The following is a 12858-nucleotide window of genomic DNA, read 5'->3' on the forward strand; positions in this document are numbered from 1 at the left end:
GGACCCGCTGGCGGACCGAGGTCAGACCTCCAGGTCCGCCTCGATCTTCTTCAGCTGGTGACGGGCCATCGCCAGGTTGGCGCGGCCGGAGTCCAGCACCAGGTAGAGGAAGAGGCCGTTGCTGCCCCGGGTCTTGAGCAGCCGGATCAGGTGGTACTGGGTGCCCAGCGTGATGAGGATGTCCTCGATCTCGTCCTTGATGCCCAGGTGCTCCATGGTGCGGAGCTTGGCGCGGACCACGTCGGTGTTGCCCGCGGCGGCGACCTCCAGATTGAAGTCCTTGCCGCCGCCGAGCGTGCCCAGGGCCATCCCGCTCGTGTAGTCGACGAGGGCGACACCCGTGGTGCCCTCGATCGAGCTCATCGCTTCCTTCAGTGACGCTTCGGTGTTCGCCATGGAGGCTCGTTTCCTTTCCGTGGCCGGTCGCGGTGACCGGGTCCTTTTCTGTGTGAGTGGCGTGGGTTTCCGCGTGATGGCGTGAGTCCCGGTGGTCTTGGTGCTACGAGTGGGGGCTATGTGGGGCGCTGCGGCAGGGCGCTGTTCGGGGCGCCGGCCGGGCGGGGCGGGGTGGTACGGGATGCGGGGGCGGGGCGCTCAGCGCGTTCCAGGGCGGAGTCGACGAGTTCGCCGATGCGGGCGCCCGCGCGGCGGCCCTCCAGGTGGAGGCGGCCGACGTTGATGCGGTCCTCGGCCAGCAGGGTCAGGACGGCGGAGGAGCCCGCGGCGTAGGTCGCGATGTAGCCGCTGCCGCCGCGGACCAGCAGCTCCCGGAAGCCGCCCCGGCCGGTGGCGTCGGTCATCCGGATGGAGACGCCGAGGGCGGCGGCGGTGAGGGCGGCGACGCCCTCCGCCTCGACGCCCGGGGTGTCGTGGGCCAGGACGAGCCCGTCGGTCGAGGCGGCCAGCGCCCCGGAGAGCAGGGGGACCCGGGCCCGTAACCGCTGGAGTTCGTCGAGGACATCCCGCACTTCGGCCTCGGGCACCATCAGCTGTCTCCTCCCGGCACGCTGTCTGAGCGCGCGTATCACAGGGCCTCCAATGCGTCTCGGAGTCGGCGCAGCAGGGCGATATCGGGGTCGGCCGTCACCTCGGGGAGCGTGATCCGGCCGGGTGCGGCGGCACCGGGCGGCGGCTGCGAGCGGACCGCCGCCACCAGACCGGCCGCAGCGAGCCGGCGCAGGTCGACCAGGATGTGGAACGCCGAACGGCCCAGCGCCCGGGCGATGTCCGAGGCGGTGCGCACCCCGTCGGCCAGCTCCAGGACGCGGCGCTGCCGGGCCGGGACCGGGGCATCGGCAAAATGAGCCGCCGTCCGGACCAGTGGTGCGCTGTCGCAGGCGGCGTCCGGCCAGATCCGGTCCAGGAACTCCCGTCTGCGCAGCGTCTCGCGCTCCACGGCGGCCACCGGGACCGGCCGCACCGGGCCGATCCAGTGCGAGACCCCGTAACGGAACCGGGCGGGCGTACCGGTCGGGGCGAGCGCGAAGTACGCGGCGTCGTACAGCGCGCCCAGATGGCACAGCTCCAGCGCGCCGCCCGGCACATGACCGTTGTCCACCAGATAGCGGCCGACCCGCCGCCCCGCCCCCGCCTGGGCCACGGCGTCCCACCAGCCCTCGTGCCGCAGCGTTCCGCCGGTGGTGAGCAGCACATCGATGCCGGGGGTGGCCGGGCTCTCGGCGTGCACCACCTGGCCGTCGGCCAGATAGAGCGTGCCGCGGTCGCGCATCAGGGCGCCGGTGGCACGCTCGGCGGCGAGGCGCTGGAGCATCGGGGAGAGGACCGGGAGCCGGTCCGGGAGCCGGTCCGGGGCCGATGCCTCCGACTGCGCGCCGGAGCGATCGCCGGAGGAGGCCCCGGAGCGAGCACCCGGCTCTGCGCCGGGGTGCGCGCCAGGTTGTGCGCCGGGGGCGGCCGCTATCGCGCTCATGCCAGTACCAGCCGTTCGGCCAGCTCGCCCAGGCGCAGCCGGGCGAAGGCGAGGTTGCCCTCGGAGCGGTCCAGCCACAGGTGAAGGAAGACGCTGCTGTCGAAAGCCGTCTCGACGAAACGGAGCATGTGGTACCCGTCGTGGGTGGTGACGATGACGTCCTCGACGGGGGTGCTCGGTGCTTCACCGGGGCGTTCGGCGTCGCCTCCGGTCGCCAGGCGGGCGAAGGCGGGCTGTTCGGCGGTCATCCGGGCGACTTCCGCCGTCTCGGCCGCCGTCGCCTCGTGGTCGCCGTTGGGGGATTCCCCGATGGTGCCGAGGGCGAGACCGCTCGTCCAGTCGACCACCGAGGCGCCCCGGGCACCGGGCAGCCTCATGACTTCGAGCAGGCACTCGTCGATTCCGGGCACGCGGATTTCCCCTCCCGACCTGGCGTACGGCTGTAACGCAGAGGCTACGCATTGTGCTCACGGCGGGTGGGAGTTCTGGCATTTTCCCTTGGTACATGCGTTCTGGGGTGTAGAGGAGCGGCTTGAATGCGGCGGTCGGGGCGGAGGATGCGGAAGGCCAGGCTGATCGTCAGGACGGAGACGAAGGCGATCCCGGCCCAGGGGGTGCGGCGGCGGGCACCGGCACCTTGCGCAGGGCGGGCGCCAGGATGCGTTCGTCGGCCGTGCCGCAGCAGAGTCGCGAGCCCGTCGTGATGGTGATCAGGGCCGAGTCGGCGACGGCGGACAGGGTGATCGGTGCGAGAGTTTCGGCGGAAAATCGCCGCCCGCCTTGTGACCGCCTCCGAGCCCCCGTGCTGGTTGATCGTGGCGAGGGTCAGGAGAACGAGGAGCAGGATCGCGCGCAGGGGCGGCGTCGCCGCGGCGGTGAACTTGAGAGCGCCGGCGGCTTGGGGGCGAGAGTGCGTTCGGGCGGCGGCGATCCGCCCTCGCCCTCGGGCGGCCGGGGCGGTTGCGGGGGCGTGTCGGCAGTGCTCACCGGTGCCTCCGGTCCCGCCGCCGGGTGGGTAGGGAACACGCCTTCCCGATCGCGGCGCGAACCGCACCTGTTGACTACGACTATTCAGGGCATCAGGATGTGAATAGATATTCACCGTCGCGAGGAGGCACCGCCATGTCAGGACCCCGCCCCGTACGAGCGCCGCGCGGCAGCGCTCTCAGCGCCCTGGGATGGCAGCAGGAAGCCGCCCTGCGCATGCTGCAGAACAACCTGGACCCCGAGGTCGCCGAGCACCCCGACAAGCTCGTCGTCTACGGCGGCACGGGCAAGGCGGCACGCGACTGGCGCTCGTTCGACGCGATGGTCCGCACGCTGGAGACCCTCAAGCAGGACGAGACGATGCTCGTCCAGTCCGGGCGACCCGTCGGCGTCATGCAGACCCACGAGTGGGCGCCCCGCGTCCTCATCGCCAACTCCAACCTGGTCGGCGACTGGGCCAACTGGGAGGAGTTCCGCCGTCTGGAGGCCCTCGGGCTCACCATGTACGGCCAGATGACCGCCGGGTCCTGGATCTACATCGGCACCCAGGGCATCCTCCAGGGCACCTACGAGACCTTCGCCGCCGTCGCCGCGAAGAAGTTCGGCGGCACGCTCGCGGGGACCATCACGCTGACGGCCGGACTCGGCGGCATGGGCGGCGCCCAGCCGCTCGCCGTCACCATGAACGACGGCGTCGCGATCTGTATCGACTGCGACCCGCGCGCCATCGAGCGCCGGATCGACCACCGCTACCTGGACGTCAAGGCCGACAGCCTGGAGCACGCCCTCCAGCTCGCCGTCGAGGCCCGCGACGCCCGTCGCCCGCTCTCCATCGGCCTCCTCGGCAACGCGGCGGAGCTGCTGCCCCGGATGCTCGCCGAGGGCGCGCCCATCGACATCGTCACCGACCAGACCAGCGCCCACGACCCGCTGGCCTACCTCCCGCTCGGCGTCGACTTCGACGACATGGCCGACCTCGCCGCCGAGAAGCCCGCCGACTTCACCCAGCGTGCCCGCGAGTCGATGGCCCGCCACGTCGAGGCCATGGTCGGCTTCATGGACGCCGGGGCCGAGGTCTTCGACTACGGCAACTCCATCCGCGGCGAGGCCCAGCTCGCCGGGTACGACCGTGCCTTCGACTTCCCCGGCTTCGTCCCCGCCTACATCCGCCCCCTCTTCTGCGAGGGCAAGGGCCCCTTCCGCTGGGCCGCCCTGTCCGGCGAGACGTCCGACATCCACAAGACCGACAAGGCGATGCTGGAGCTCTTCCCGGAGAACGAGTCCCTGCACCGCTGGATCAAGATGGCCGGCGAGCGCGTCCACTTCCAGGGCCTGCCCGCCCGCATCTGCTGGCTCGGCTACGGCGAGCGCGACAAGGCCGGCGAGCGCTTCAACGACATGGTCGCGAGCGGCGAACTGGCCGCCCCGCTGGCCATCGGCCGCGACCACCTGGACTGCGGCTCGGTCGCCTCCCCGTACCGCGAGACCGAGGCCATGCTCGACGGCTCCGACGCCATCGCCGACTGGCCGCTGCTCAATGCCATGGTCAACGTGGCCTCCGGCGCCTCCTGGGTCTCCCTCCACCACGGCGGCGGCGTCGGCATGGGCCGCTCCATCCACGCGGGCCAGGTCTCCGTCGCCGACGGCACGAAGCTCGCGGGCGAGAAGATCCGCCGCGTCCTGACGAACGACCCCGGCATGGGAGTCATCCGCCACGTCGACGCGGGCTACGACATCGCGGAGTCCGTCGCCACGGACAAGGGCGTTCGCGTACCGATGGCGGAGGGCAACTGATGCCCGCGGGCGCATCCGCCACCCCACCCGAGTCGGGGTCGCAGCAGTGGAGCGCGGGTGACTCCTTCCTCTCGATGTGGCGCGAGCTGGCTCCCGTCGGGCGCCACCCCGACAGCGGCGGCTACCGGCGTTACGCCTGGTCGGCGGCGGACCTCGACTGCCGGGCCTGGTTCCGTGCGCAGGCCGAGGCGCGCGGGCTCGTCCACGAGACCGACCGCAACGGCAACCAGTGGGCCTGGCTCGGCGACCCCCTGGCCGGGGACGCCGTCGTCACCGGCTCCCACCTGGACTCCGTCCCGGACGGCGGGGCCTTCGACGGACCGCTCGGCGTGGTCTCCTCCTTCGCCGCACTCGATGAACTCCACCGCAGGGGAGTGGAGTTCACCCGGCCGCTGGCCATCACCAACTTCGGTGACGAGGAGGGCGCCCGCTTCGGTCTGGCCTGCGTCGGGTCCCGGCTCGCCGCCGGGCAGCTCACCGTCGCCGACGCCCGCCGTCTCCGCGACGCGGACGGGACCACCCTGCCCGCCGCCATGGAGAGCGCCGGATACGACCCCGAGGCCATCGGCCCCGACCCGGAACGGCTCGCCCGGATCGGCGCGTTCGTCGAACTCCACGTCGAGCAGGGCCGGGCCCTCGACCTCACCGGCGACCCCGTCGGCATCGCCTCGGCCATCTGGCCGCACGGCCGCTGGCGGTTCGACTTCCGGGGCGAGGCGAACCACGCGGGCACCACCCGCCTCGCCGACCGCCGTGACCCGATGCTCACGTACGCCGAGACCGTGCTCGCCGCCCGCCGCGAGGCCGAACTGACCGGCGCGCTCGCCACCTTCGGCAAGATCGCGGTCGAGCCCAACGGCGTCAACGCCATCCCCTCCCTCGTACGCGGCTGGCTCGACTCCCGCGCCGCCGACCAGGTCACCCTGGACGCCGTCGTCACCGGCATCGAGCGCGCCGCCCGGGAGCACGCCGAGCGGGCCGGGATCGATCTCGACGTCGTACGGGAGTCCTTCACGCCCGTGGTCGAGTTCGAGCACGCCCTGCGCGACGAACTGGGCAAGATCCTGGAGGGCACCGGCGACACGGGCCGGCCCGTGCCCGTCCTCGGCACCGGCGCGGGCCACGACGCGGGTATTTTGTCCGCTTCGGTGCCCACCGCCATGCTCTTCGTGCGCAACCCCACCGGAATCTCGCACTCACCTGCCGAGCACGCAGCCGAGGACGACTGCACAGCCGGGGTGGAGGCGCTCGCCGACGTACTGGAAGGTCTCGCGTGCAGCTGACGAATCGGGCCGGGGGCGCACCCGTCACCGCGACGTACTGGATGGACCACGCCTGGCTCGGCAACCAGGTCGAGCCGGGCGTCACCCTGGACGTCGCGGGCGGCCGCATCGCCGGGATCAGGACCGGGGACGGGACACCGCCGCCCGGCGCGACCGTGCTGCGCGGTCTGACCCTCCCCGGCCTCGCCAACGCCCACTCCCACGCCTTCCACCGGGCCCTGCGCGCCACCGTCCAGGTGGGCTCGGGCACCTTCTGGACCTGGCGGGAGCTCATGTACCGGACGGCCTCCCGGCTCACCCCGGACACCTACTTCGACCTGGCCCGCGCCACGTACGCCGAAATGGCCCTGGCCGGCATCACCTCCGTCGGCGAATTCCACTATCTGCACCACGCGCCGGGCGGCACGCCCTACGCCAACCCGAACGCCATGGGCGAGGCGTTGATCGCGGCCGCCGCCGAGGCGGGCATCCGGATCACCCTGCTGGACACCGCCTATCTCGCTGCCGGATTCGGCGAACAGCCCAACCGGCACCAGCTGCGCTTCTCCGACACGACCGCCGGGGCGTGGGCCGAGCGGGCCTCCCTCCTCAAGGGCGACGACCACACTCTGATCGGCGCGGCCATCCACTCCGTCCGCGCGGTCCCGGCGGACCAGCTGGCCACCGTCGCGCAGTGGGCCGAGGAACGTGACGCCCCTCTCCACGTCCATCTCTCCGAGCAGACCGCGGAGAACGACGCCTGCCGGGCCGCCCACGGCCGCACCCCCACCCGGCTGCTGGCCGACCACGGGGTCCTCGGCCCGCGCACCACGGGCATCCACAACACGCATCTGACGGAGGAGGACATCGCTCTGCTCGGCTCCTCCACCACCGGCACCTGCATGTGCCCCACCACCGAACGCGACCTGGCCGACGGCATCGGACCCGCCGTCGCCCTCCAGCAGGCGGGCTCGCCGCTCTCGCTGGGCAGCGACAGCCACGCCGTGATCGACCTCTTCGAAGAAGCGCGGGCGATGGAACTCAACGAGCGTCTGCGCACCCACATCCGGGGTCACTGGACAGCCGCCGCCCTGCTCCGGGCCGCCTCCGCCGACGGGCACGCCGCACTCGGCCGCCCCGAGGCGGGCGTCCTGGAACCGGGCGCCCCGGCCGATCTGACGACCGTCGCCCTGGACTCCGTCAGAACGGCCGGAGCCGTGCCCCGGCTGGCAGCGGAGACCGCCGTATTCGCCGCCTCCGCCGCTGATGTGCGGCACACGGTCGTGGCGGGGCGGCACATCGTCCGGGACGGCAGGCACACAAGGATCGAGGATGTGCCCCGAGCGCTCGCGACAGCCGTGGCCGCCCTGCACGGCTGACCGCCGGCCGCTGAGCAAGAGCGACCACCGGCCGCTGAGCAAGAGCGACCACCGGCCGCTGAGCAAAGGCGACGGCCGTCTGCTCCGTACGGCCGACCACCGTCTGCTCAGTACGGCCGACCAGCCGCTCCGCACGACCGACCGCCGACTGCTCCGCACGACCGACCGCCGACCGCCCCGCACGACCGCCCCCGCTCTCCCCGCAACGCAAGGAGAACACTCTCCAGATGACGAGCACCGCCGTCACCCACATCGCCAGCCTGGTCACCAATGACCCCTCCCTCGGCAACGGGACCCCCCTGGGCCTGATCCAGGACGCGGCCGTCGTCATCGAGGGCGACCGCATCGTCTGGACCGGTGAATCAAGCAAAGCACCCGCCACTGACAACGTCCTCGACGCGGCGGGCCGGGCTGTGATCCCCGGCTTCGTCGACTCCCACTCCCACCTGGTCTTCGCGGGCGACCGCACCCAGGAGTTCAACGCCCGGATGTCCGGGCAGCCCTACCGCGCGGGCGGCATCCGCACCACGGTCGCCGCCACCCGCGCCGCCACCGACGACGAGCTCTCCGCCAACGTCGCCCGCTACCTCGCCGAGGCCCTGCGCCAGGGCACGACCACCTTCGAGACCAAGTCCGGCTACGGACTCACCGTCGAGCACGAGGCCCGCGCCCTGCGCATCGCAAGCCGCCACACCGCCGAGGTCACCTACCTCGGCGCCCACATCGTCTCCCCGGACTACGCCGACGACCCCGCGGGCTACGTCGACCTGGTCACCGGCCCGATGCTGGAGGCCTGCGCCCCGCACGCCCGCTGGATCGACGTGTTCTGCGAGCAGGGCGCGTTCGACGGCGACCAGGCCCGCGCCATCCTCACGGCGGGCCGTGCCAAGGGGCTGCACCCGCGCATCCACGCCAACCAGTTGTCGTACGGCCCCGGCGTCCAGCTGGCCGTCGAGCTCGACGCCGCATCCGCCGACCACTGCACCCACCTCACCGACGCCGACGTCGATGCGCTCGGCCAGGGCCGCACGGTCGCCACGCTGCTCCCCGGCGCGGAGTTCTCCACCCGCGCCACCTGGCCCGACGCCCGCCGCCTGCTGGACGCGGGGGCCACCGTCGCGCTCTCCACGGACTGCAACCCCGGCTCGTCGTTCACCTCGTCCGTACCGTTCTGCATCGCCCTCGCCGTACGCGACATGGGGATGACTCCCGACGAGGCCCTGTGGTCCGCCACCGCGGGCGGGGCCGCGGCCCTGCGCCGCACCGACATCGGCCGCATCACCCCCGGCGCCCGCGCCGACCTGGTCCTCCTCGACGCCCCGAGCCACGTCCACCTCGCCTACCGGCCGGGTGTCCCGCTGGTCAGCGCGGTGTGGCGGAGCGGCCAGAGGGTGGTGTGACGGGCGGTCCGGGGAGCGGCACCGGGGCCCAGGCGGCCGTCGGCCACGTGTGGTCGTCGAAGCCGTCGGGGAGCTTCCCACAGGCCGCATAGGCGGTGACGACGTACGCCGCATAGGCGGTGACGGCGTACGTTCCCGTCTGCCGGTACCAGTGCGCGTCCACGATGTCCTCGGTGCCCGGGCGGCGGAAGCGGAAGCCCGTCGCCCCAACGCTCTCGCCGACGAAGGTCCACCCTTCGCGTTCCAGCCGCGCGCGTACGGTGCAGGCCGGACCGGGTGACGCCCTCCGGGACCGCCGTCACCCGCCAGTCGAGGCCGAAGTTCCTGACGTCGGGGCGGCCGCGGTCGATGTGGGCCAGACCCCGCAGCCCGGTAGCAGCAGGTGCCCGTCTCCACCCGGACCGGGCCCACCTCGCCGCTCCCGGGCAGCGCGGGATCCGGGAGGACGCGGACGACGGAGGAGACGCCGACGCGGAGCCGTGCGATACCCGGGCCGGGGCCGGGGCCGGGGCGAGTTCATGATCGAACGCTGGGAGCCGGACGGATCCGGGCGCCTCGATGCCGTACTCAGCCCGGGTGAGCAGCCGGTCCGGCGCAGGCGCGTCGCCCGGTCACGCGGAAGGACCCGCTCCCGGCGATCCGGGGCGGGTCCTTCCGCACTGCTCGACGGCGCATGGCGCCCCGTGAAGGGCCACGCCGGTCATTCCTCCAGGGTCAGACCCTTGCCTCTTATTCCTCCAGGGTCAGGCCCTTGCGGAGCTTGACCAGCGTCCTGGAGAGCAGCCGGGACACGTGCATCTGCGAGATGCCCAGCTCCTCGCCGATCTCCGACTGCGTCATATTGCTGACGAAGCGGAGCGAGAGGATCATGCGGTCGCGCGAGGGAAGCGCGGCGATGAGCGGCTTCAGCGACTCGACGTACTCGATGCCTTCGAGGCCGTGGTCCTCGTAGCCGATCCGGTCCGCGAGCGCGCCCTCGTTGTCGTCCTCCTCGGGCTTGGCGTCCAGCGAGCTCGCGGTGTAGGCGTTGCTCGCGGACATGCCCTCGACGACCTCGTCCGGGGTGATGCCGAGACGCTCGGACAGCTCCGCCACGGTGGGCGCGCGGTCCAGCTGCTGCGACAGCTCGTCGCCCGCCTTCGCCAGGTCGAGCCGGAGCTCCTGGAGCCGGCGCGGTACGCGTACGGACCAGCTGGTGTCGCGGAAGAAACGCTTGATCTCGCCGACGATCGTCGGCATGGCGAAGGTGGGGAACTCCACACCGCGGCTCAGCTCGAACCGGTCGATCGCCTTGATCAGGCCGATGGTGCCGACCTGGACGATGTCCTCCATCGGCTCGCTGCGGGAGCGGAACCGGGAAGCGGCGAACTTGACGAGCGCGAGGTTGAGCTCGACGAGGGTGTTGCGGACGTAGCTGTACTCGTGGGTGCCCTCTTCGAGGGACTCCAGCCGCTCGAACAGCGTCTTCGACAGGGCCCGCGCGTCCAGGGCCCCCACTTCGGCGTAGGGCGGGATCTCGGGAAGCCCCTCAAGCCCGTCGAAGCCCTCGCCGGAAAGCTCAGAGGTGGTGGTGCTGGTGGTGCTGGCACGCGGGCCGGGTACGGCGCTCGCGGCGGGGGAGTCGGAATTGGTCGGTCCCTGAGGACATGCCGACGGCGCGTTGTGGGTACGCGCTTCGTCGAGCCGGGGTGACATGCTTCTCCTCCATCGTTCTCGGCATATGGCTGCCGATGCCCATACGTGTTCCTGCGGTGAAGCGGCGCCTCCAAAGCCGGTCGTGTTTGGGTGTCCCTCTACCCTTACCCGGTTCTGGCCAGCAGTTACAAGCGCCAATTACTGCTATATGTCCGGTTTGTTGAGGTCTCCGACTACCGCGGGGCGAGCGGAACGCGTACTGTTTTACGCACGTCGGCGGCAGCTCCGCATACGGCCGCGCAGGCAGTGAAGCGCAAGTGACGAACGGCGAAGAGGGACAGGCATGGACCGCGGGACGGTCGGCAGTGCGAACCGGGGTCGGCTTCAGGTCGAGGTCCGGACCGAGGGGTGCAGCGAGGTCGTGACGCCGGTGGGTGAGCTTGACCACCACACCGCCGATCTGCTGCGCGAACCTCTGGAGAGCGCGGTCGAGCAGGGGCGATCACGCCTGGTGGTCGACTGTTCGCGACTGGAGTTCTGTGATTCCACCGGGCTGAATGTGCTGCTCGGTGCCCGCCTCAAGGCGGAGGCGGCCGGAGGAGGGGTTCATCTGGCCGGAATGCTGCCCGTTGTGGCGAGGGTGTTCGAGATCACGGGCGCGGAGGCGGTCTTCACCGTCCACGCCACGCTCGCCGACGCCCTGGACACCTGACCTCACGCGCGTGTGACCCGCCCGACGCCCCGGCGGCCCCGATGCCTCCGATGTCGTCCGTGTCACGCGATCGTGTGCCCGAAGTGGGTGTTGTTGCGAAGCGGCAGGGCAGGAGACACCCCGGCGGCGCCCGGTGAGGGCCCGGCACACTCGGTAACTGATCATTATCTGTTCAACGGCGACATGGCGACATGGCGAATCGGTGAGGTGAAGCGCTGATGAGCACCACCCGGCAGCATCCGCCGGGCGACCTCGGCCGCGAGCCGGACGGAGCGGGCGCAGCCTCGCTCGTCCCGGCGGACCGGCAGTGGCGCACGCTCTCCCTCGGGCAGGCCAGCGGCATTGTCCCCATGGCCCGTGACTTCGCCCGGCAGGCCCTGTGCGACTGGGGCTGGCTCCCGGCGTCCAGCGCGGACCGCCGGGCGGCCGCCGAGGATGTCCTGCTGGTCGTCTCCGAGCTCGTGACCAACGCGTGCCTGCACGCCGAGGGCCCCGAGGAGCTCCGGATCGGCCACACGCCCAAGGTGCTGCGGGTGGAGGTCGTCGACCGGGGGGCCGGGCAGCCCGCTCCCCGTACGCCTCACCGCGCCGGGCGTCCCGGAGGGCACGGCATGTTCATCGTGCAGCGCCTCTGCCTGGACTGGGGCGTCGTGCGTACGCCGGAGAAGCCGGGCAAGACCGTCTGGGCGGAGCTCGCCGCTCCCGCGTAGCCGCACTCGTGCCGACCCACCGCAGGACCCCGCGTCGGCGAGCGGAGTCACACTCGTACCGACGAACCGCGCGATCCCGCGTCGGCGGGCGGAGCCGTATCCGTACCGACGAACCGCCCCCTCCGCACCGAAAAGAGCGTGCCGGATCGGCGCGCTCTTTGTCTTCCCTCCATCAGGCCCCGGGCGTACCTTGAGCGCCCAATCTGATGTGTCGTCAGCAACGTTCGCCCGTAAGGGTCGTGGTGCGCGGCGACGTCCGGCATGAGGGGAACACGAGGTGCCGAACCGGAAACGGACAACTCTCGCGCTGGCGACCGCGCTGGCAGGCTCGATGGTGGTGCTGGGCGCGCCCGCCGCACACGCCGAGGTCGTGGACGTCAACTACCAGTGTGTGACGCCCATCGGCCCCAAGGGGGCGGTCTCGCCCATCGATATCAAGGCCGTCAGCAGCGGCAACGGCTACAAGCTCACCATGTCCTTCCAGAAGGGCGTCTCCTCCAGCCCGGTCGAACTGGGCAAGGGGGCCATGAACCCGAGCGCCGTGATCGAACTGGGCGGTGCCGAGACGGGCAAGGTCCAGGTCTCCGGGCCGGCGAACGCCGAGGCGATCCCGCCCGACACCCCTATCAAGATCAGTGACTTGTCGGGGACGTACACCCCGAAGAAGAGCGGCAAGGTCACCTTCACCGCCGGGGTGCTCACCATCAAGGCCCTCGGTACGACCACCACCTGTACGCCCAAGAACAGTCCCGGCCCCTCCCTCGAACTCGACATCCAGGGCGCGGGCAACTCATCGGGCGGCTCCACCGGGGGCTCCACGGGCGGCGGCGCGACCGGCGGGTCCTCGGGCGGCGGCGAACTGCCCCGCACCGGCCCCCTCGACTCGGCGGCGGCGCTCGGCACGCTCGGCGGCACCGTGCTGCTGACCGGGGCGGCCGGAGTGCTCTGGCTGACCAGGCGAGGACAGCGCTCCACGGGCTGAACCCGCGAGCCTCGGCCGCGAAGCGCTGAACCCGGGAGCCTTGGCCACGAAGCGCTGACTCCGTGAG

The 12858-nt window shown here is 71.9% G+C and carries 13 protein-coding genes; 7 read left to right on the forward strand and 6 right to left on the reverse strand.

Annotation, left to right across the window (positions count from 1 at the left end; genetic code table 11):
* Nucleotides 1-21 precede the first annotated feature (21 nt).
* From ACZ5WC_RS17620 to ACZ5WC_RS17635, 4 genes are all read right to left on the reverse strand, one after another.
* Nucleotides 22-396, reverse strand: a complete 375-nt coding sequence (locus ACZ5WC_RS17620) for a hypothetical protein (protein WP_468541621.1) — start codon at nucleotides 394-396, stop codon at nucleotides 22-24.
* A 116-nt stretch (nucleotides 397-512) separates the two neighbouring features.
* Nucleotides 513-986, reverse strand: coding sequence for a roadblock/LC7 domain-containing protein (locus tag ACZ5WC_RS17625; RefSeq protein WP_468541622.1), 474 nt, complete (start codon nucleotides 984-986; stop codon nucleotides 513-515).
* Between the two features lie 38 nt (nucleotides 987-1024).
* A complete protein-coding gene (locus tag ACZ5WC_RS17630) occupies nucleotides 1025-1771 on the reverse strand; it encodes a transcriptional regulator (protein ID WP_468541697.1) in 747 nt (248 codons plus the stop codon).
* A gap of 155 nt (nucleotides 1772-1926) precedes the next feature.
* Complete coding sequence (locus ACZ5WC_RS17635; RefSeq protein WP_468541623.1) at nucleotides 1927-2340, reverse strand: hypothetical protein; 414 nt, start codon at nucleotides 2338-2340, stop codon at nucleotides 1927-1929.
* 712 nt (nucleotides 2341-3052) lie between these two features.
* On the opposite strand from ACZ5WC_RS17635, the gene hutU reads away from it, so the two are divergent.
* The 4 genes from hutU (at nucleotide 3053) to hutI (ending at nucleotide 8752) form a co-directional block, all read left to right on the forward strand.
* Complete coding sequence (gene hutU, locus ACZ5WC_RS17640) at nucleotides 3053-4711, forward strand: urocanate hydratase (protein ID WP_468541624.1); 1659 nt, start codon at nucleotides 3053-3055, stop codon at nucleotides 4709-4711.
* Entirely contained in the window at nucleotides 4711-5994 is a 1284-nt protein-coding gene (locus tag ACZ5WC_RS17645) for an allantoate amidohydrolase (protein ID WP_468541625.1), read from the forward strand. Before hutU ends, ACZ5WC_RS17645 begins: the two co-directional genes overlap by 1 nt.
* The gene (locus tag ACZ5WC_RS17650) at nucleotides 5985-7352 is read left to right on the forward strand and encodes a formimidoylglutamate deiminase (RefSeq protein ID WP_468541626.1); all 1368 of its coding nucleotides are present in this window, start codon (nucleotides 5985-5987) and stop codon (nucleotides 7350-7352) included. The genes ACZ5WC_RS17645 and ACZ5WC_RS17650 overlap by 10 nt, the downstream gene beginning before the upstream one ends.
* Before the next feature lie 227 nt (nucleotides 7353-7579).
* Nucleotides 7580-8752: an imidazolonepropionase gene (gene hutI, locus ACZ5WC_RS17655; protein WP_468541627.1), complete on the forward strand. Its 1173-nt coding sequence runs from the start codon at nucleotides 7580-7582 to the stop codon at nucleotides 8750-8752.
* Here hutI and ACZ5WC_RS17660 read toward each other — a convergent pair.
* Together ACZ5WC_RS17660 and ACZ5WC_RS17665 are read right to left on the reverse strand one after the other, a co-directional pair.
* Complete coding sequence (locus ACZ5WC_RS17660) at nucleotides 8715-8915, reverse strand: hypothetical protein (RefSeq protein WP_468541628.1); 201 nt, start codon at nucleotides 8913-8915, stop codon at nucleotides 8715-8717. The two genes, hutI and ACZ5WC_RS17660, sit on opposite strands and share 38 nt — an antisense overlap.
* Nucleotides 8916-9481: 566 nt before the next feature.
* Complete coding sequence (locus tag ACZ5WC_RS17665) at nucleotides 9482-10447, reverse strand: RNA polymerase sigma factor SigF (RefSeq protein ID WP_468541629.1); 966 nt, start codon at nucleotides 10445-10447, stop codon at nucleotides 9482-9484.
* 283 nt (nucleotides 10448-10730) lie between these two features.
* On the opposite strand from ACZ5WC_RS17665, the gene ACZ5WC_RS17670 reads away from it, so the two are divergent.
* The 3 genes from ACZ5WC_RS17670 to ACZ5WC_RS17680 all read left to right on the forward strand — a co-directional run bounded on the left by ACZ5WC_RS17670 (nucleotide 10731) and on the right by ACZ5WC_RS17680 (nucleotide 12791).
* Nucleotides 10731-11099 carry an STAS domain-containing protein gene (locus ACZ5WC_RS17670; protein ID WP_096627027.1) on the forward strand — a complete coding sequence of 123 codons (369 nt, stop codon included), beginning with the start codon at nucleotides 10731-10733 and terminating at the stop codon, nucleotides 11097-11099.
* Nucleotides 11100-11317: 218 nt separating this feature from the next.
* Nucleotides 11318-11809 (forward strand): ATP-binding protein, encoded by a 492-nt coding sequence (locus ACZ5WC_RS17675; RefSeq protein WP_468541630.1) that lies wholly within the window; start codon nucleotides 11318-11320, stop codon nucleotides 11807-11809.
* Nucleotides 11810-12086: 277 nt separating this feature from the next.
* On the forward strand, nucleotides 12087-12791 hold the full coding sequence (locus ACZ5WC_RS17680) for a peptidase (protein ID WP_468541631.1): 705 nt from the start codon (nucleotides 12087-12089) through the stop codon (nucleotides 12789-12791).
* The last annotated feature ends 67 nt before the right edge of the window (nucleotides 12792-12858 follow it).

This window comes from Streptomyces sp. NPDC033165 (assembly GCF_055577965.1).